This is a genomic window from Amycolatopsis sp. NPDC104819 (assembly GCF_055583145.1).
In genome coordinates this window covers 153224-171023 of the sequence record NZ_JBVJON010000006.1, presented here as the reverse complement: position 1 = coordinate 171023, position 17800 = coordinate 153224, and the positions used below count along the sequence as shown (strand labels likewise).

Below are 17800 nucleotides of genomic sequence, written 5' to 3'. Positions count from 1 at the left end.
GGAGTCGGCCCGATGACCACCACCTCGGCCAGCTCTCTGCCACTCGACGTGGCGGCCCTCAGGGCCGACTTCCCCATCCTGTCGCGCACCGTCCGCGACGGGAAACCCTTGGTGTACCTGGACTCCGGGGCGACGTCCCAACGGCCGACCGCGGTGTTCGAGGCCGAACGCGACTACGTCTTCACGTCGAACGCGGCCGTCCACCGCGGCGCGCACCAGCTGTCCGAAGAGGCCACCGACGCCTACGAGTCCGCGCGCGCGAAGATCGCGGAGTTCGTCGGCGCCGACCCCGAAGAGCTGGTGTTCACCAAGAACGCGACCGAGGGCATCAACCTCGTCGCGTACTCGATGAGCAACGCCGCCACGGCCGGTCCGGAAGCCGCGCGCTTCGTGGTCGGGCCGGGTGACGAGATCGTCATCACCGAGATGGAGCACCACGCGAACCTCGTGCCTTGGCAGCAGCTGTGCCAGCGCACCGGGGCCACGCTGAAGTGGTTCAAGGTGACTCCCGAGGGCCGCCTCGACCTGTCCGATGTGGACGAGCTGATCACGCCGCGCACCAAGGTGGTCGCGTTCGCGCACCAGTCCAATGTGCTCGGTACGGTCAACCCCGTGTCGCTGCTGGTCGAAAAGGCTCGCGCGGTCGGCGCGCTGACTGTCCTCGACGCTTGTCAGTCGGTGCCCCACTTCCCGGTGGACTTCCACGCGCTGGGTGTCGACTTCGCGGTGTTCTCCGGCCACAAGATGCTCGGCCCGTCCGGCATCGGTGTCCTCTATGGACGCACCGAGCTGCTGTCGGCCATGCCGCCGTTCCTCACCGGCGGGTCGATGATCGAGATGGTCCGCATGGAGGGCTCCACCTTCGCGCCGCCGCCGCAGCGGTTCGAGGCCGGTGTCCCGATGACGTCGCAGGCCATCGGCCTCGGCGCGGCCGTCGACTACCTCTCCGCCGTCGGCATGGACCGCATCGCGGCGCACGAGCACGAGCTCGCCGCGGCGGCCCTCGAAGGCATCGGCGCGATCCCGGGTGTCCGGATCATCGGGCCGACCGACCTGAAGGACCGCGGCGCCACCGTGTCGTTCGTGATCGACGGCGTGCACCCGCACGACGCCGGCCAGGTGCTCGACAGCCTCGGCATCGCCGTCCGCGTCGGCCACCACTGCGCGTGGCCGCTGCACCGGGCCTGCAACGCGCAGGCGACCGTGCGCGCGTCGTTCTACCTCTACAACACGCTGTCCGAAGTGGACGCCCTGGTAGCGGGTGTTCGCGAGGCCCAGAAGTTCTTCGGGGTGGCGCAGTGAACCTGGAAAGCATGTACCAGGAGATCATCCTGGACCACTACAAGAACCCGCACGGGCGCGGTCTGCGTGACCCGTTCGACGCCGAGTCGTTCCAGGTCAACCCGACCTGCGGCGACGAGGTGACACTGCGGGTCAAGCTCGACGACGGGAAGGTCGCCGACGTCTCCTACGACGGCCAGGGCTGCTCGATCAGCCAGGCGTCGACGTCGGTCTTGACGGATCTCGTCGTGGGGCACACCCTCGAGGAAGCGTTCACCACCATGGACGCGTTCGTCGAACTGATGCAGGGCAAGGGAAAGGTCGAACCGGACGAGGAAGTGCTGGAGGACGGCATCGCCTTCGCGGGCGTCGCCAAGTACCCGGCACGGGTCAAGTGCGCCCTCCTCGGCTGGATGGCCTTCAAGGACGCCGTCGCCCGGACCACCAGTGGAGCTGAGAGCGCATGACTGAAGAGACCGCCACTCGTGAGGGGCGCACCGCCGCCGACCTCGACGCCGAGACCACCGCGAAGCAGGACCTCGACCTCGCCAAGATCGAGGACGTCGAAGAGGCGATGCGCGACGTCGTCGACCCGGAGCTCGGCATCAACGTCGTCGACCTGGGCTTGGTCTACGACATCCGCGTCGAGCAGGACAACACGGCGACCATCGACATGACCCTGACGTCGGCGGCCTGCCCGCTGACCGACGTCATCGAGGACCAGACGTCGGCCGCGCTGACGTCCGGTGGCCTCGTCCAGGACTTCCGGATCAACTGGGTCTGGATGCCGCCGTGGGGCCCGGAGAAGATCACCGAGGACGGCCGCGAGCAGCTGCGCGCCCTCGGCTTCACCGTCTGAGATCCGCTCGGGAAGGGCCGCTCTTCGGAGCGGCCCTTTTTGTGTATAACGACCTATACCGCCCGTGCCAGGCCAGCGCGTACAGGACGAGCGCGGCGAGGAACCCGCTGCCGGCGCCGGTGACGGCGAGGTAGGTCGTGTTGCCGACCACGCCGGCGCGGGTCATCGGGTCGTGGTGGGCGAGGAACGGAAGGACGCTCGTCAGCACGCCGGCCAGCGCTCCGACGAGGAGCAGCGCCACCACCGGCCTGCGGTGGCGGGTGGACGGCGGCGCGGGTTTGGCGGGCGCCGTGCGGTACCAGCGCACCAGCCACCAGACGAGGATCCCGGCCCCGGCGACCGTGCTGACGAGCTGGATCAGCCGTCCGACGTCGACGCCGGTGACCAGCGGGATCCGCAGGAAGGCGAACCCGTCGTGCTCGTGGGTGAAGGCGTCCCAGCCGACGTGCGTGGCGGCGCCGAGCACCAGGGACAGGGCGATCCAGCCCGGCCGCTTCCAGGTGAAACCGCCGGGGAGCCGTTCGGCGAGCGGGCGTGGTGCCAGCGCCACCAGCGGCCGCTTCAGGAGCACGTGGAAGACGGCCAGCAGGGCGAGCGCGAGCAGTGGGTCGAGCCAGAGGACCGAGGCGAGTTCGTGGGTCTTGGTCAGGCCGACACCGGGCAGCCGCGGCACGAACCAGAAGATGTCCGGCGCGACGGACCCGGCAACGAGCGCGGAGGGCACGAGCGGCCGTCTCGCCAGCGGCAGCACGGCGGCGGGATGACTCAGCGTGAACGGCACCCGGTTAGTATCCCGAGGTGGTCCTGCGCTCGATCCTCCTGTTCCTCGCGGCGGCGGTGTGCGAGATCGGCGGCGCATGGCTGGTCTGGCAGGGCGTCCGCGAACACCGCGGCTGGCTCTGGATCGGCGGGGGACTGCTGGCACTCGGCGTGTACGGCTTCGTGGCGACGCTCCAGCCGGACGCCCACTTCGGCCGCATCCTCGCCGCGTACGGCGGCGTGTTCGTGGCGGGCTCCCTGGCCTGGGGCGTGGTGGCGGACGGTTACCGCCCCGACCGCTACGACGTGATCGGGGCCCTGCTGTGCCTGGCGGGCGTCGCGGTGATCATGTACGCGCCGCGGACGGGCTAACACCGTCCACTGTGTCCCGATGGATCGTTGTGACCGAATCCGTCTTCCCGCCCGCGCCACCGGCTCCGCCCGTGCGTCGCCGGCGCTCGCCGGTGTTCTTCGTGCTGGTGGCCGTGACCGTGCTCGGTGTCGCCGTCGGCCTGTTCGGCGCCGGCCCGGGCTCGCAGCCCGAGACCGCCACCCGCCCCTTCCGGACCCAGGTGCCCCAGGAGTCGGTCTTCGTCGCCGGTGACAACCGCGGCAACGCCGACGACTCGCGCTTCCGCGGGGTCGTGCGGCTGTTGTGGGTCAGCAAGTTCGTGGTCGCCACCGGCACCGTGGTCAGCCCGCACCCGCTGCCCGCGGTGACCGCGTTCACCGACGCGGGCCTGCCCGGCGTCTCCCCGCCCGACTCGGGCCTGGACGTGGCCCGGGGGTCGATTGTCGTCGGGCTCACCGGGGTGATCGTGTCCGCGGTCCGGACCGCCGGAAGACGACGAACAGCAGCCGCAGCCCCACCAGGGCGCTGATCACCAGCAGGTTGTAGCCGAAAACCTGGTGCAGCGTAAGGCCTTCCGCGATGCGCGGCCCGCCGTTACCGGTCAGCAGGAGCACCGCCATCAGGCCGGTCGCCGCGCCCACGAACGCCAGCAGGACTTCGTGGACCAGGCTCGTGACGACGGCGCGGTCGCGCTCGTCGGAGAACAGCCGGACGTTCACCGACAGCCGGCCCTCCTCCAGGGCCGCGCCGACGCGGTCGACGCGGCGGGGGATGCGGCGCAGCACCGGCAGCAGCGCCATCAGCTCGTTGACCGCGGTGGTGCGCACCGACTCCGGGCGCAGGCGGGCGCCGACCTGCTCGACCGCGAAGGCCCGGGACTCGGCCACGACGTCGAACCCGGGATCGAGCGTCGCCAGCGTGCCTTCGACCGTCGCCAAGGCGCGGAACACCGCGGCCACCGGCGGCGGGACGCTCAGCCGGAAGTCCGCGACCACCCGGAACAGCCCGGTGAACAGGTCGAGGTCCGGGGTGCGGCCGGGCCCGAAGTGCCGGGCGACCAGGGCGCCGAGTGCGCGTTCGAGCCGCTGTTCGTCGATCTCGACGGTGCGGTCGACGATCTCCAGGAGCCCGTCGCGCAGACCCGGCGGGTCGCCGCGGTCCAGGGCCAGCAGCAGGTTCTGCAGGCCACCGCGCAGCCCCGCGTCGAGCCGGCCGACCGAGCCGAAGTCGAGCAGGCCGAGGCGGCCGTCGTCGAGGAGCATGAGGTTGCCGGGGTGCGGGTCGGCGTGGAAGACCCCGCCGATCATCACCTGGTCGAGCAGGCAGCGCAGGAGCGTCCGGGCCAGCCGCTTGCGCTCGGGCGCCGGTGCGGTTTCCAGCGGCTTTCCGACGAGTCTCGACATCACGAGCACGCGGTCGGTCGACAGTCCCTTGTGGACTTTCGGCAGCACGACGTCCGGGCCGGAAGCCACGGCCACGGCGGTGATGTTGCGGGCTTCGATGGTGAAGTCGAGCTCCTCGGCGAGAGCCTGGGCGAACCCGTCGGCGAGTTCGGCGACACCGAGCGAGCGCGCCCAGTCCGCGCGTTCCTCCAGCGCGGCGGCGACGCGGCGGACGATGTCGACGTCGCGTTCGGCCTGCTCCCGCACCCCCGGGCGCTGGACCTTGACCACGACTTCCTCGCCGCTGCGCAGCTTCGCCCGGTAGACCTGCGCGACCGACGCGGCGGCGAGCGGTTCGGGGTCGAACTCGGCGAAGACGTCGTCGGGCGAGCCGCCGAGCTCGGCGGCCAGCACCGCCCACACGGCGTCGGCCTTCGCGGGCGCGACCTGGTCCTGGAGCTTGCCGAGCTCGTCGACGAAGACCGGGGGCAGCAGGTCGGCGCGGGTCGAGAGCAGCTGGCCGAGCTTCACGAACGTCACGCCGCCCTCCTCCAGCGCCCGGCGCAGGGAGCGGGCGAGCTTGGCGTGCCGTCCGGGCGGGAGGCCGGGTTCGCGGCGGCCGGCGAGGTAGCGGCCGAGGCCGTGCTTGATGGCGATCCGGCTGATCTGCGAGTACCGGCGGGTGCGGGAGAGGCGGGCGCGGAGCGAGCGCAGCCGGCCGAGCGGGCTGAAGCCGCTCGGGAGCGCCATCTCGGCGACGAACAGGAAGATCAGCGTCGCCAGGAAAGCGCTGCCCGCCAACGGGATCAACAGGCCTATTGCCGCAGAACCGTTGTGCAGCAGGGAAAGCGGGAACGCCTGCCCGATCCCGCCGGCGACCAGCCAGCCGAACCCGGCGGCGCACAACGCGCGGACGGCGCCGATCCGGACACCGAGCACCCGCCGCGACGCGACGACCAGCGGCCACAGCACGAGCGCGTAGAGGGGAAGGGTCAGCAGGCCCAGCAGGATGTCCACGCCGCAGAGCAGACCACGGCGGCGCGGCGGGGCGGCTCACGCAGCGGCGGGACCGGCCTCCCTCCCGCGAGGGAACTACTTTCGGCCGTGGCCCGGCCCCGGGTGGACTTCTAACCTGATCGCGCGAACCACGGTGAAGTGTTCTCTAAACCGGACGAAGGAGACACGATGAACGGACGCGTGATCGGCCGGGTCGTGGCACTGGCCACGGCCGTCGCGGCACCGCTGGGCCTGGGCCTCGCGGCGGCACCAGCCGCCTCGGCGGCCGCGGTCACGACGCTGTACTACACCTCGTCGGGCGCCCCGGACTACGTCAGCCAGATCGACGGCGGCGCGGCCAACTGGAACGCCGCGGTCACCGACGTGAAGCTGGTGAAGCGGAGCTCGGGCGCCACGATCGTGTTCCACGAGATCCACAGCGGCGGCTCGTACACGAACACGAACGGCCACGGCCGCGGCGACATCTACCTGGACACGAGCCAGGTGGCCGAGGGCTTCGACCCGACCCGCATCGCGGCGCACGAGCTGGGCCACAACCTCGGCCTGCCCGACCACTACACGGGCCCGTGCACGGAGCTGATGTCCGGCCACGGCCCGGGGACGGCGTGCAAGAACGCGAAGCCTTCGCCGGCGGAAGCGGCGAAGGTGCAGTCGTTGTGGGTGAACGGTTTCGCGGCGACGCAGATGCGGAAGGTCGCTTACTAGCCGGCTGACGCCTGGTTGTGCACAGGTCGGTCGAGATGTGGACAACCAGGCGTCGACGGCGGCCGATCCGGGTTTTCGTCCGGGGGCGCCGATAGGCTGGAGCGGGGCCGGACCCCCGGGAGGGTGGGCGCTGCGTTCTTGGGCCCCCATCCCGCAGGGCCCGCGGAAAGTCCCACGGCGCTGCCGGGGCGGCAGCTCAACGTCGCCAACGGCCCTTTCCCCGTCGCCAGGCGAAGTGAATGAGTCCTTCACTTCATCGCGACTCCGCGTCTGCGCGGATCCGGCCAAGCCCGGCGGTACAGACCCGACTTCGTCTCGCCCGCAAGAGGGAGACGGTCTCTGACTGCAGAGAGCAGGACGCGTCGGCGAACTCGCTCCAGGCGGGCCGCGGATGATTTGTCTCGGCAGCCGCCTGCCGGAGAACTGACCCGGCGGGCAGGGTCCTCCTCGGCTTCCGCCGGAGCCATCACCCGTTCCCGCTCAAGAGGGAAGCGCTCGCCCCGCCTACCTGCGAAGATCGACCCGTGCGTGTACTCCGCCCCCTGACGAGCAAGGCGACCTACCGCCGCTGGGTCTACCTCGTCCTCGGCGGTGCCATCAGCGTGCCCTACCTGCTGCTCGCCGCGGTCGCCGTGCCGTCTTTACTGCCCTTCGTCACCACCATGGAGCGCGCCGCCGTGGTCGGGGGGCTGATCACGCTGCTCGTGCTGGCCGGAACCGCCTTCCTGCCCGCCGTGCACGTGCTCGAGTCCACCGCCGTCCGTGAGCTGCTCGACGACCCCGTCCCCGACGCGCCCGCGAAGCCGCACACCCGGCAAGGCCGGCTGCACGCCGCGACGATGTTCGTCCTGCATGTCGTCGCCGGGTTTGTCGTCAGCTTCTTCAGCCTCGTCGCGCCGGTCATGATCGGCCTTTCCGTCAGCGCCGTGTTCACCGGGCACTTCTTCCAGACCACCGAAGGCGGCGAGGTCACCGTGCCGACCGGCTGGGCGTCGGCCTGGCTCCCGGTTGTCTTCGTCTTCGCCGTGGTGCTGCTGATCTACACCGTCTGGGTGGTCGGCGGGCTGCTGCGCCGGGCCGCGGCCGGGTTGCTCGGGATGACCGCCGCCGACCGGATCGCCCGGCTGGAGCGGCGGACCGAACAGCTCGCCGAGCGCAACCGGCTGGCCCGGGAGCTGCACGACTCGGTGGGGCACGCCCTGAGCGTCGTCACCGTGCAGGCCGGCGCGGCCCGGCGGACGTTGCGCACCGACCCGGACTTCACCGAGCGCGCGCTGGGCGCCATCGAGGAGTCGGCCCGCACGGCGCTCGACGACCTCGACCACGTGCTCGGACTGCTGCGTGAGGAGGCCGCGAGCCGGACGCCGCAGCCGGCGTTGACGGAGCTGGAGACGCTGCTCGCGACGACCCGCCTGGCCGGGACCGAGGTCACCGCCGACGTCCGCGGCGAGCCGGGCGCCGTGCCGCCGGTCGTGTCGCGCGAGGTGTACCGGATCCTGCAGGAATGCCTGACCAACGCGGTCCGCCACGCCGGTAGGGTCCCGGTGACGGTGGTCGTCGACGTCGCGGCGCACGGGCTGGTCGCGCGGGTGGCGAACCCGCTGGGCGCCGGCACGGGCCGCGCCGGCGGCGGCCGTGGCCTGCGCGGCATGACCGAGCGGGCCGCGGTGCTCGGCGGCGAGCTGTCGGCCGGGCGGGTGGACGAGCGGTGGGAGGTCGTGGTGCGGGTGCCGTGGAAATGACCGTGCGCGTGCTCTTGGTCGACGACGAGCCGCTGATCCGCGCCGGGCTCCAGGCGATCATCACCAGCGAACCGGGCCTGAGCGTGGTGGGCGAGGCCGCCGACGGCGCGGAGGTGCCCGGCCTGGTCGCCCGGCTGCGCCCGGACGTCGTGCTGATGGACGTCCGGATGCCCGCGGTGGACGGGATCCGGGCCACGACGCACCTGATGTCCACTGTGGACAGACCGCCGAAGGTGATCGTGGTGACCACGTTCGAGAACGACGACTACGTGTACGACGCCCTGCTCGCCGGCGCCAGCGGGTTCCTGCTCAAGCGGGCGCGGCCGGAGGAGATCGTCGCGGCGATCCGGACGGTCGTGACGGGCGAGTCCCTGCTCTTCCCGGCGGCGATCCGCCGCCTGGCGGCCCAGAATGCCCCGGCCGTGCCCGGAGACGGCCTGGCGGGCGCCGGGCTGACCGGCCGCGAAAGCGAGGTGCTGCGGCTGATGGCGGCCGGACTGTCCAATGTGGAGATAGCGGGCGAGCTGTACCTGGGTGTCCAGACGGTGAAGACCCACGTGGGCAACGTCCTGGCGAAACTGGGGGCGCGGGATCGGACGCAGGCGGTGATCCGGGCGTACAACTCGGGCTTCGTGACCCCTGGCGGTTAGTTCGGGCACTATGGGGTCCATGACTTCCGTCGCCGAATACGACAACTTCGCCGAGGCGTACACGGCCGAGAACGAATCCAGCCTCATGAACGCCTACTACGAGCGGCCCGCGGCCCTGGAGCTCGCCGGGGACGTCGCCGGACGGCGGATCCTCGACGCCGGCTGTGGCTCGGGTCCGCTGTTCGCCGCCCTGCGGGAGCGGGGTGCGGTCGTGAGCGGGATCGACCAGAGCGCCGGGATGCTGGAGCACGCCCGGCGACGGCTCGGCCCCGACGCCGAGCTGCGGGTCGCCGACCTGGCCGAACCGCTGCCGTTCGAGGACGGCGTCTTCGACGACGTCATGGCGTCCCTGGTGCTGCACTACCTGCGGGACTGGCAGCCGACGCTCGCGGAAGTCCGGCGCGTGCTGAAGACCGGCGGCCGCCTGATCGCGTCGGTCAACCACCCGCTCATGGTCAACCTCACGCATCGCCAGGCCGGGCCTCGCCCCGACTACTTCGAGCACTACACCTGGACCGACGAGTTCGAGATGCACGGCGAAACCGCGCGCATGACCTTCTGGAACCGCCCGCTGCACGCGATGACCGACGCCTTCACCGCTGCCGGGTTCCGGATCTGTGCCCTCAGCGAGCCTCATCCCGTCGCGGAGGCTCGAGAGCTTTTCCCCGACGACTTCCAGATACTCGACACCTTCCCGAGCTTCCTGTTCTTCGTCGTCGAGGCCACCTAGCCGAGGTCGTCGAGGAGGGCCTGGATCGCCGCCGCCATCGTGGCCGGGTCGCCGTCCGTCGGCCGCAGCACCAGGTCCGGCGACGACGGCCGCTCGTACGGGGCGTCGATGCCCGTGAACCCCTGGATCTCCCCGGCGCGCGCCTTCGCGTACATCCCCTTCGGGTCGCGCGCCTCGCACACCTCCAGCGGCGTGTCGACGAAGATCTCCACGAACGGCAGATCCCCGGAGATCTCGCGCGCCGAAGCGCGGTCCGACGCATACGGGCTGATCAGGGACGCGATCGCGACCACCCCCGCGTCCGCGAACAGGCGCGCCACCTCGGCCACCCGGCGGACGTTCTCGGCGCGATCCGCCGGGCTGAACCCCAGGCCCGCGTTCAGCCCGTGGCGCAGGTTGTCGCCGTCCAGGAGGTATGCCGGGCGGCCGGCCGCCACCAGACGGCGTTCCAGCTCCACCGCCACCGACGACTTGCCCGACGCCGACAGGCCGGTGAGCCAGACCGTCGCGCCGCGGGTGGGGCGGTCCTCGCGGCGGACCGCCGCCGTGTGCCAGACGACCGGGGATGCCGGGGCGCCGGTGATCATGCCCGCCGCGACCGTGTCGCCCGTGTGCTCGTCCACCAGCAGGAACCCGCCCGTCGCGCGGTTGCGGCGGTACGGGTCGAACAGCAACGGCGCCCGCGTGCGCAGGCGGATCCGGCCGATGTCGTTCAGCGACAGCGCATCCGCCGGGGAGCGGTGCAACGTCGTCACGTCCAGGCGGTACTCCAGCCGCTCCACCGAACCGCGCGTCTCGGTCGTCGTGTGGCGGACGACGTACGACGCACCCGGTGCCAGGGAAGACCGCGGCGAGAACCAGCACACCAGCGCGTCGACGTCGCGGGCCTGCTCCGCGCGGTTGCCCGGGCGGCACAGCATCGCGCCGCGGCCGAGATCGAGGTCGTCGGCCAGCTCCACCGCCACCGCCTGGCCGGTGAAAGCCTCCGAAAGCGGCGTGCCGCCCGGGCCCCACACCGCCCGGACCGTCGAGGTGAACCCCGACGGCAGTGCCACCACCTCGTCACCCGGCTTGAACACCCCGCCGGCGATCGTGCCCGCGTAGCCGCGGAAGTCCGACCGGCGGATCACGTACTGCACCGGGAACCGGGCGTCGATCAGGTTGCGGTCGGACGCGACGTGCACCTCTTCCAGCTGGTGCAGCAGCGAAGTCCCTTCGTACCAAGGCATACTCGCGCTGCGGTGGACGACGTTGTCGCCGTGCAGCGCCGAAACCGGCACGAACGTCAGGTCGGCGACGTCGAGCTTCATCGCGAACCGCCGGAACTCGTCGCGGATCTCCTCGAAGCGCGCAGACGACCAGCCGACGAGGTCCATCTTGTTGACACACACCACGAGGTGCCCGATCCCGAGCAGTGACGCGAGGAACGCGTGCCGCCGCGACTGCTCGAGCACCCCTTTGCGTGCGTCGACGAGGATCAGCGCCAGGTCCGCAGTGGACGCTCCGGTCACCATGTTCCGCGTGTACTGCAGGTGGCCCGGGGTGTCGGCGATGATGAACTTCCGCTTGGGCGTGGCGAAGTAGCGGTGCGCGACGTCGATGGTGATGCCCTGCTCGCGTTCGGCGCGCAGGCCGTCGGTGAGCAGCGCGAGGTCCGGGTAGTCCTCACCGCGCTCGCGGCTTGCCCGTTCGACGGCGGCGAGCTGGTCGGTGAAGATCGCCTTCGAGTCGAAGAGCAGACGGCCGATCAAAGTGGACTTGCCGTCGTCGACGCTGCCCGCCGTGGCGATCCGCAGCAGCTGCATCAGAAGTAGCCTTCCCGCTTGCGGTCTTCCATGCCTGCCTCGGAAATCCGGTCGTCGGCGCGAGTCGCACCGCGTTCGGTGACGCGCGTCGCGGCCACCTCGGTGACCACTTCGGACGGTGTCGCCGCCGACGACTCGACGCAGCCGGTGCACGTCGCGTCACCGACGGTCCGGAACCGCACGGTCGCCTCGTACGGCGTCTCGCCGTCCACAAGGGACAGGAAGCGGGTCGCCGCGAGCAGCATGCCGTCGCGCTGGACCACCGGACGGCGGTGCGCGTAGTACAGCGGTGGCAGCGCGATCCGCTCGTCGCGGATGTACTGCCAGATGTCCAGCTCGGTCCAGTTCGACAGCGGGAAGACGCGGATGTGCTCACCACGTCGGTGCCGCCCGTTGTAGAGGTTCCACAGCTCCGGGCGTTGCGCCCGCGGGTCCCACTGGCCGTGCTCGTCGCGGAAGCTGAAGACGCGCTCCTTCGCGCGGGCCTTCTCCTCGTCGCGGCGCGCGCCGCCGAACACCGCGTCGAACCCGCCCTCGCGGATCGCCCGCAGGAGTGTGGTCGTCTGCAGCCGGTTGCGGCTGGCCCGCGGCCCGGTCTCCTCGACGACGCGCCCGGCGTTGACGTCGTCCTGCACGCTCGCGACGACCAGCCGGAGGTTCAACGCGGCGACTGTCTCGTCGCGGAAGCGGAGCACTTCGTCGAAGTTGTGGCCGGTGTCGACGTGCAGCACCGGGAAGGGGAGCGGCGCCGGCCAGAACGCCTTCGCGGCGGCGTGCAGCATCACCACCGAGTCCTTGCCGCCGGAGAAGAGCAGGACGGGGCGCTCGAAGGTCGCCGCGACCTCGCGGAAGACGTGCACGGCCTCCGCTTCGAGCGCGGCCAGGTGCGAGAGCTCGTACGAGGTCACGGACACCGGAAAAAAGTAGAACATGTTCTTGTCATTGGTCAAGCGGTGCGGGACCCTGGGACGATGGACCTGGTCGTACTCGAAGAGATCCGCCGGCTGAAGTACCGCTACCTCCGCGCGGTCGACCTGAAGCAGTGGGACGAGGTGGCCGACACCTTCACCGCCGACGCCACGGCCGACTACGGGACCCGCGCGACCGGTGAGGACGGGAAGCACTTCGACGGGCGCGACGCCATCGTCGCGTTCCTCACCGAGAGCCTCGGCAACGGCATCATCACCGTCCACCACGCAGGTCAGCCCGAGATCGAGGTGGACGGCGACACCGCGACCGGGCGCTGGGCGTTCACCGACAAGGTCATCGTGCCCGAGCACAAGGTGATCATCGAGGGCGCCGCGTTCTACGAGGACACCTACCGCCGCGAGGCCGACGGGGTCTGGCGGACGACGCACATCGGGTACGTCCGCACCTACGAGTCGATGCTCTCGTGGGCGGGCAACCCGGGCTTCCGGCTGCTCGCGAACCGCTGGGCCGTGCCGGCATGATCGAGAACGAGTTCTCGTTGACCCGGGCGTTCGCCGACGCCATCGCGGAGGCCGAGAAGCTGATCGCCGAGGCCCCGCCGGCGCAGACCGAGCAGGGGCTCCTGGAGGGGTACGACTACCTCGCCGGGAGCATCCGCGCGTCACTGCAGATGGCCTGGGCCTACCAGCGCGACTACCCGTACTTCACCGCGTCCACCGGGCCCTACACGAAGATGGGCCTGGACAACCCGGACACGCTGTACTTCAACGCGAACATCCGCGACGACCGCGAGTACCTGGTCACCGGCGTCCGCGGGACCACCGCCGACCTGAGCTTCCAGGTCCTCAACGGCGACTACTCGCCGGTCGTGGTGCCCGACAGTCTCGCCGCGTTCGACGACCGCGCGATCGAAATCGGCGAAGACGGCCGGTTCGAGCTGCGCTTCGGCCCGGCTCGCGAGGACCCGGGCCCGAACTACTTCGTCCTGGGCAAGGGCTCGTCGATGCTCGTGGTCCGCGAGGTCCACAGCGACTGGGCGACCGAGAAGCGTGGTGAAATCCGGATCCAGTGCGTCGACACCGCCGGGCAGGCGCCGCCGGTGCCGGACCGCTCGGCGCTGGCCAAGCGCTACGGCGTCACCGGCAAGATGCTGCTGAGCCGCCTGAAGACGTTCCTTGCCTTCCCGAAGTGGTTCTACGACAACCTGCCGGTGAACACGATGACCGAGCCGCGCTCGACGCCGGGCGGGCTGACCACGCAGTTCTCCTCGGCCGGGCACTACGAGCTCGGCGACGAAGAGGCCATGGTCGTCACCGTGCCGCGCTGCGCGGACGCGCCCTACCAGGGCATCCAGCTCGGCAGCCTCTGGTACGTCTCGCTCGACTACATCAACCACCAGACCAGCCTCACCGCCGACCAGGCGCGGGTCGACCCGGACGGCAAGATCCGGTTCGTCATCAGCGAACGCGACCCGGGTGTCGCGAACTGGCTGGAGCGCACCGGGCACGACCGCGGGTACGTCCAGATCCGCTGGCAGCGGCTCGCGCGGGACCTCGGCCCGGAGGACGGCCCGGTCGTCGAGGTGGTCAAGGTGGACGAGCTGCCCGACCGGCTGCCGTTCCACGAAGAAGCGCGGGTGACGCCGGCCGAGTGGTCGGCGCGGATCGCGGCGCGGCAGGACGCCGTCGCCGCCCGGATGCTGGGGTGAGCGTGGAGAACCTGTTGCAGGGCAAGGTGGTCGTGGTCTCGGGCATCGGCCCCGGGCTCGGCCGGTCGATCGCGGTGCGCAGCGCCATGGCGGGCGCGGACGTCGTGGTCGCCGCGCGCACCGAGTCGCGGCTCACCGAAGTCGCCAAGGAGGTCACCGATCTCGGACGGCGAGCCGTCGCGGTCCGCACCGACATCGACGACGAGGACTCGGCCGCGAACCTCGTCAGCGAGGCCGTCGAGGCGTTCGGCCGGGTGGACGCGGTGGTGCACAACGCTTTCGCCGTGCCGCCGCTCACCGATCTGGCCACTGTGGACCTCGACGCCGTCCGCAAGGGGTTCGAGACCGCCGGGATCTCCGTGCTCCGGCTGACCCGGCTGTTCCTGCCCGCGCTCAAGGAGAGCAAGGGCTCGCTGGTGATGATCAACTCGGCGGTGCTGCGGCATTCGCGGCGGACGTTCGGCGCGTACAAGATGGCGAAGTCGGCGCTGCTGTCGCTGTCCCAAAGCCTCGCGAGCGAGCTCGGGCCGGACGGGATCCGCGTCAACACCGTCGCTCCCGGCTACATTTGGGCGCCCAATCTCAAGTGGTACTTCAACTACCTGGCCAAGGAACGCGGCATCACGCCGGAAGAGGTGTACGCCGAGACGGCGTCCACAATAGACCTGCGCAAGCTGCCGGAACCCGACGAGATCGCCGACGCCGTGGTGTTCCTCGCCTCGCCGATGGCGCGCGCGATCACCGGGCAGTGCCTCGACGTCAACGGCGGCGAGTACCACCACTAGGAGGCGCCATGCTCCCCGGACGGGACGACCTGGGCACGTTCGAGGACCTGCACGCCTCGGCGTCGAAGCTCACCGGGCTCGACGACTTCGGCGGCGACGAATACACCGAAGGCCTGCGGGTGCTGCTGGAGTCGTACGAGGCCGACGAAGAGCTGACGCCGTTCGGCAACAAAGTGCACCGGGCGATGCTGCGCGGCGCGCTCGTCGCCCGGCTGCTCAGCGAAACGGGCTGGAAACAGCATCCGGCCTCCGTGGACGTCCCGGTGGAGCGGCCGATCTTCGTCACCGGCCTGCCGCGCACCGGCACGACGGCGCTGCACCGGCTGCTCGTCGAGGACCCCGCGCACCAGGGCCTCGAGGTGTGGCTCGCCGAGGTGCCGCAGCCGCGGCCGCCGCGCTCGACGTGGGCGGAAAACCCGGTGTTCCAAGGGATCCAGGCCGGCTACGAACGCCACCACGTCGAGCACCCGGAGTTCATGGGCGTGCACCACATGTCCGCCGACCAGGTGGAGGAGTGCTGGCAGCTGCTGCGGCAGTCGATGCGGTCGCTGTCGTTCGAATGCCTCGCGCACCTGCCGCGGTACTCGCGCTGGCTGGCCAAACAGGACTGGACGGACGCCTACGCGCGGCACCGGCGCAACCTGCAGCTGATCGGGCTGCCGGACGCCGGCAAGCGCTGGGTGCTGAAGAACCCGAGCCACCTGTTCGCGCTGGACGCCCTGATGGCGAACTACCCCGACGCGCTGGTGATCCAGACCCACCGCGCGCCGCGCACCATCATGGGCTCGATGTGCAGCCTGGCCGAGAAGGCCGCGGACGGCTGGTCGACGAAGTTCCGCGGTGAGGTGATCGGCCGCGGCCAGCTGGAGCTGTGGGCGCGCGGCGCCGAAGAGTTCCGCTCGGCGCGGGCCCGGCACAACCCGGCGCAGTTCTGCGATGTCGCGTACGAGGACTTCGTCGCCGACCCGGTCGGCACGGTGTCCACTGTGTACGACCACTTCGGACTGACGCTGACCCCGGAGGCGCGGGCGGCCATGACGGCCGTGCACGAACAGAGCCGGACGGGTTCCGCGAAACCGGTGCACAAGTACAGCCTGGCGGACTTCGGGTTGACGGCCGAGGAGGTCGACGAGCGCTTCAGCACTCCGTGACCAGCTTGACGACGTCGTCCATCACCGGTCCGGCGGCCATTTCGGCGGCCAGCTCCCGCGCCCGGTTCCGGTAGCGCGGCTCGGTCAGCACGGAGTGGACGTCCCGCCGGATCGCCCGCGGTGACGCCGAGGCGCGGGCGCGGCCGATCCCGGCGCCGGACCAGGTGACGCGGGCGGCGACCTCGCGCTTGTCCTCGCTGGCACCGACCACGACGAGCGGCACGCCGTAGCGGAGGGCGTGGTTGACGCCGCCGTACCCGCCGTTGCCGAGCATCACGGCGCAGCGGGGGAGCAGCTCGTCGTACGGCAGGAAGTCGGCCACCCGGACGTTCTCGGGCAGCGGGCCGGGCCGCAGCCGTCCGCCGCACGTCGTCGCGACCACCAGCACGTCCTCGCCGGCGAGCGCGTCGATCGCCGGTTCGACGAGCCGGCCCAGGTCGTCGTTCGCCACCGTCCCCTGGGTCACGTGCACGACCGGGCGGGAGCCGTCCAGGTCGGCCCACCACGGCGGCAGCGGGTGCTCGCCCGTGCCGCTGACCGTCGTCGGGCCGATGAAGTGCAGCGGCGCTCCGGGGCGGGGGTACTCGAAGCCCGGGCAGGTCATCTGCAGCACGCCGTCGCTGTGCAGCGGCCAGTCCGTGAAGAGCATGCCGGGGTCTTCGCCGAGCAGCTCGCGGGCTTGCCGCTGGGCCGGGCCGAGCACCCACGGCGCGAGTGTCCGGAGGACCGCGCCGCGAAGGCGGTCGGCCGGCCCCTTCGGCGGCGGGCCGCTCGGCACCGGGGGCATGAACGGCAGGAAACCCAGCGTCAGCAGCCGTGGCCGGGGTTCGCGGCGCACCAGCGCCAGGCCGGCCATGAAGAGCGGGTCGCACAGCACGACGTCGACGTCGAGGTCCAGGACGCTCAGCTGGGCGGGCAGCACGCGGACGAAGTTCGTCAGCTCGAACCGGGCGAGCTCGAGGCCCTTCAGGCCGGCGCGGCCGGGGATGGAGCCGTCGAGGTCGGTCTCGTCGAAGTCGGCTTCCGGTGGCAGCACGCGCACCTCGGCGCCCAAGGCCTCGAAGGTCGCTCGGTAGCGCGCTCCGGTGACGACGGTGACGTCGTGCCCGGCGGCCCGGAGCGCTTCGACGATCGGCTTGGTCGGCCCGACGTGCCCGCGAGCGGGCTGGACGCACACGAGCACCGAAGCCATGGTTCCCCCTTGATTGACCGATACGTTGTACTATCCAAATGATGACGATACCCGAAGGCGAACGGCGACGTTACGAATCGCCGCTGCGCGAGGCCCGGGCCCGCCGCACCCGGGCGCACGTGGTGGCGACGGCGGGCCGGCTGTTCGCCGAGCGCGGGTACGCGGGCACGAGCATGCGGCAGATCGCCGCGGCGGCCGAGGTCAGCCTGGAGACGGTGACGCAGGCCGGGCGCAAGGCGGACCTGCTGCTCGCCGCGTTCCGCGACGGCTTCGCGGGCAACCCGGACGCGGTGAACCTGGACGCGCTGGTGGGGCCGGCGGAGCTGCCGGACCTGCCGGAGGTGGTCGGCCGGGTCGCCGCGGGGGTACGCCGGTCGTTGCCGATCTGGCGGGCGTTCACCACCGCGGCGGCGGCCGACCCGGCGGTGGCGGCGGTGCGCGCGGAGCTGGCGGTGGCCCGCCGCACGGAGATCGTGGCGCGGCTGGAGGAAGCGGGGTTGGCGCCCGAGGGGGATCGCGGCCGGTTGGCCGACGCGATCGGGTTGCTCACCTCGCACGAGGCTTACGACCACTTGACCGGGGTGTGCGGCTGGGGGCACGAGGAGTACGTGGCCTGGACGGCCGCGGCGATCCAGGCTCAGCTGATGCCCGGCTGTCGGGGGGGGGGGGGGGGGGGGGGGGAGGGAAAACCACCCCCCACCCCCCCCCCACCCCCCACTCCCACCCCCCAGACCCCCACACCACGCCCCCCG

Annotated in this window: 19 protein-coding genes; 14 read left to right on the top strand and 5 right to left on the bottom strand. The window is 71.4% G+C overall.

Annotation, left to right across the window (positions count from 1 at the left end):
* Nucleotides 1–12 precede the first annotated feature (12 nt).
* From ACZ63E_RS20195 to ACZ63E_RS20185, 3 genes are read left to right on the top strand one after another with little or no spacing between them, the layout of a single operon-like run.
* Entirely contained in the window at nt 13–1302 is a 1290-nt protein-coding gene (locus ACZ63E_RS20195) for a cysteine desulfurase (RefSeq protein WP_465337686.1), read from the top strand.
* Nucleotides 1299–1748, top strand: a complete 450-nt coding sequence (sufU, locus tag ACZ63E_RS20190) for a Fe-S cluster assembly sulfur transfer protein SufU (RefSeq protein WP_465311207.1) — start codon at nt 1299–1301, stop codon at nt 1746–1748. The genes ACZ63E_RS20195 and sufU overlap by 4 nt, the downstream gene beginning before the upstream one ends.
* Nucleotides 1745–2140: a metal-sulfur cluster assembly factor gene (locus ACZ63E_RS20185; RefSeq protein WP_465311208.1), complete on the top strand. Its 396-nt coding sequence runs from the start codon at nt 1745–1747 to the stop codon at nt 2138–2140. The genes sufU and ACZ63E_RS20185 overlap by 4 nt, the downstream gene beginning before the upstream one ends.
* On the opposite strand, the gene ACZ63E_RS20180 is transcribed toward ACZ63E_RS20185, so the two are convergent.
* Complete coding sequence (locus tag ACZ63E_RS20180) at nt 2130–2921, bottom strand: DUF4184 family protein (protein WP_465337684.1); 792 nt, start codon at nt 2919–2921, stop codon at nt 2130–2132. The genes ACZ63E_RS20185 and ACZ63E_RS20180 overlap by 11 nt on opposite strands.
* A gap of 17 nt (nt 2922–2938) precedes the next feature.
* Between ACZ63E_RS20180 and ACZ63E_RS20175 the strand changes: the two genes are divergently transcribed.
* Both ACZ63E_RS20175 and ACZ63E_RS20170 read left to right on the top strand, forming a co-directional pair.
* On the top strand, nt 2939–3271 hold the full coding sequence (locus tag ACZ63E_RS20175) for a YnfA family protein (protein WP_465311211.1): 333 nt from the start codon (nt 2939–2941) through the stop codon (nt 3269–3271).
* 29 nt (nt 3272–3300) lie between these two features.
* Nucleotides 3301–3780 carry a S26 family signal peptidase gene (locus tag ACZ63E_RS20170; RefSeq protein WP_465337682.1) on the top strand — a complete coding sequence of 160 codons (480 nt, stop codon included), beginning with the start codon at nt 3301–3303 and terminating at the stop codon, nt 3778–3780.
* Here ACZ63E_RS20170 and ACZ63E_RS20165 read toward each other — a convergent pair.
* Entirely contained in the window at nt 3704–5650 is a 1947-nt protein-coding gene (locus ACZ63E_RS20165; RefSeq protein ID WP_465337681.1) for an ABC1 kinase family protein, read from the bottom strand. The two genes, ACZ63E_RS20170 and ACZ63E_RS20165, sit on opposite strands and share 77 nt — an antisense overlap.
* A 168-nt stretch (nt 5651–5818) precedes the next feature.
* Here ACZ63E_RS20165 and ACZ63E_RS20160 point away from each other — a divergent pair, with 168 nt between their 5' ends.
* The 4 genes from ACZ63E_RS20160 (at nt 5819) to ACZ63E_RS20145 (ending at nt 9477) form a co-directional block, all read left to right on the top strand.
* On the top strand, nt 5819–6355 hold the full coding sequence (locus ACZ63E_RS20160) for a snapalysin family zinc-dependent metalloprotease (protein ID WP_465337680.1): 537 nt from the start codon (nt 5819–5821) through the stop codon (nt 6353–6355).
* Between the two features lie 524 nt (nt 6356–6879).
* Nucleotides 6880–8097, top strand: coding sequence for a sensor histidine kinase (locus tag ACZ63E_RS20155; protein WP_465337679.1), 1218 nt, complete (start codon nt 6880–6882; stop codon nt 8095–8097).
* Nucleotides 8094–8747: a response regulator gene (locus tag ACZ63E_RS20150; RefSeq protein ID WP_465337678.1), complete on the top strand. Its 654-nt coding sequence runs from the start codon at nt 8094–8096 to the stop codon at nt 8745–8747. Before ACZ63E_RS20155 ends, ACZ63E_RS20150 begins: the two co-directional genes overlap by 4 nt.
* A gap of 19 nt (nt 8748–8766) precedes the next feature.
* Complete coding sequence (locus ACZ63E_RS20145; RefSeq protein ID WP_465337676.1) at nt 8767–9477, top strand: class I SAM-dependent methyltransferase; 711 nt, start codon at nt 8767–8769, stop codon at nt 9475–9477.
* Here ACZ63E_RS20145 and cysC read toward each other — a convergent pair.
* Together cysC and cysD are read right to left on the bottom strand one after the other, a co-directional pair.
* Nucleotides 9474–11282: an adenylyl-sulfate kinase gene (cysC, locus tag ACZ63E_RS20140; protein WP_465337675.1), complete on the bottom strand. Its 1809-nt coding sequence runs from the start codon at nt 11280–11282 to the stop codon at nt 9474–9476. The two genes, ACZ63E_RS20145 and cysC, sit on opposite strands and share 4 nt — an antisense overlap.
* Nucleotides 11282–12214, bottom strand: coding sequence for a sulfate adenylyltransferase subunit CysD (gene cysD, locus ACZ63E_RS20135; protein ID WP_465337674.1), 933 nt, complete (start codon nt 12212–12214; stop codon nt 11282–11284). The genes cysC and cysD overlap by 1 nt, the downstream gene beginning before the upstream one ends.
* A 39-nt stretch (nt 12215–12253) precedes the next feature.
* Between cysD and ACZ63E_RS20130 the strand changes: the two genes are divergently transcribed.
* Genes ACZ63E_RS20130 through ACZ63E_RS20115 form a run of 4 tightly spaced genes read left to right on the top strand, consistent with a single transcriptional unit; the run spans nt 12254 to nt 15856 of the window.
* Nucleotides 12254–12733, top strand: coding sequence for a nuclear transport factor 2 family protein (locus tag ACZ63E_RS20130; protein WP_465337672.1), 480 nt, complete (start codon nt 12254–12256; stop codon nt 12731–12733).
* Complete coding sequence (locus tag ACZ63E_RS20125; RefSeq protein WP_465337671.1) at nt 12730–13920, top strand: hypothetical protein; 1191 nt, start codon at nt 12730–12732, stop codon at nt 13918–13920. The genes ACZ63E_RS20130 and ACZ63E_RS20125 overlap by 4 nt, the downstream gene beginning before the upstream one ends.
* Nucleotides 13917–14705 carry an SDR family oxidoreductase gene (locus ACZ63E_RS20120; RefSeq protein WP_465311221.1) on the top strand — a complete coding sequence of 263 codons (789 nt, stop codon included), beginning with the start codon at nt 13917–13919 and terminating at the stop codon, nt 14703–14705. The genes ACZ63E_RS20125 and ACZ63E_RS20120 overlap by 4 nt, the downstream gene beginning before the upstream one ends.
* A gap of 8 nt (nt 14706–14713) precedes the next feature.
* Complete coding sequence (locus ACZ63E_RS20115; RefSeq protein ID WP_465337670.1) at nt 14714–15856, top strand: sulfotransferase family protein; 1143 nt, start codon at nt 14714–14716, stop codon at nt 15854–15856.
* Here ACZ63E_RS20115 and ACZ63E_RS20110 read toward each other — a convergent pair.
* Nucleotides 15843–17048: a glycosyltransferase gene (locus ACZ63E_RS20110; protein ID WP_465337669.1), complete on the bottom strand. Its 1206-nt coding sequence runs from the start codon at nt 17046–17048 to the stop codon at nt 15843–15845. The genes ACZ63E_RS20115 and ACZ63E_RS20110 overlap by 14 nt on opposite strands.
* 41 nt (nt 17049–17089) lie before the next feature.
* Between ACZ63E_RS20110 and ACZ63E_RS20105 the strand changes: the two genes are divergently transcribed.
* Nucleotides 17090–17800 (top strand): TetR/AcrR family transcriptional regulator (locus ACZ63E_RS20105; protein WP_465337668.1); only part of this gene is annotated, 711 nt, incomplete at its 3' end.

Coding starts and splice junctions, on each gene's coding strand:
- cysD (WP_465337674.1), bottom strand. CDS start 12,214: ATGTTCTACTTTTTTCCGGTGTCCGTGACCTCGTACGAGCTCTCGCAC.
- ACZ63E_RS20130 (WP_465337672.1), top strand. CDS start 12,254: ATGGACCTGGTCGTACTCGAAGAGATCCGCCGGCTGAAGTACCGCTAC.
- ACZ63E_RS20115 (WP_465337670.1), top strand. CDS start 14,714: ATGCTCCCCGGACGGGACGACCTGGGCACGTTCGAGGACCTGCACGCC.
- ACZ63E_RS20160 (WP_465337680.1), top strand. CDS start 5,819: ATGAACGGACGCGTGATCGGCCGGGTCGTGGCACTGGCCACGGCCGTC.
- ACZ63E_RS20110 (WP_465337669.1), bottom strand. CDS start 17,048: ATGGCTTCGGTGCTCGTGTGCGTCCAGCCCGCTCGCGGGCACGTCGGG.
- ACZ63E_RS20145 (WP_465337676.1), top strand. CDS start 8,767: ATGACTTCCGTCGCCGAATACGACAACTTCGCCGAGGCGTACACGGCC.
- ACZ63E_RS20195 (WP_465337686.1), top strand. CDS start 13: ATGACCACCACCTCGGCCAGCTCTCTGCCACTCGACGTGGCGGCCCTC.
- ACZ63E_RS20125 (WP_465337671.1), top strand. CDS start 12,730: ATGATCGAGAACGAGTTCTCGTTGACCCGGGCGTTCGCCGACGCCATC.
- ACZ63E_RS20150 (WP_465337678.1), top strand. CDS start 8,094: ATGACCGTGCGCGTGCTCTTGGTCGACGACGAGCCGCTGATCCGCGCC.
- cysC (WP_465337675.1), bottom strand. CDS start 11,282: ATGCAGCTGCTGCGGATCGCCACGGCGGGCAGCGTCGACGACGGCAAG.
- ACZ63E_RS20185 (WP_465311208.1), top strand. CDS start 1,745: ATGACTGAAGAGACCGCCACTCGTGAGGGGCGCACCGCCGCCGACCTC.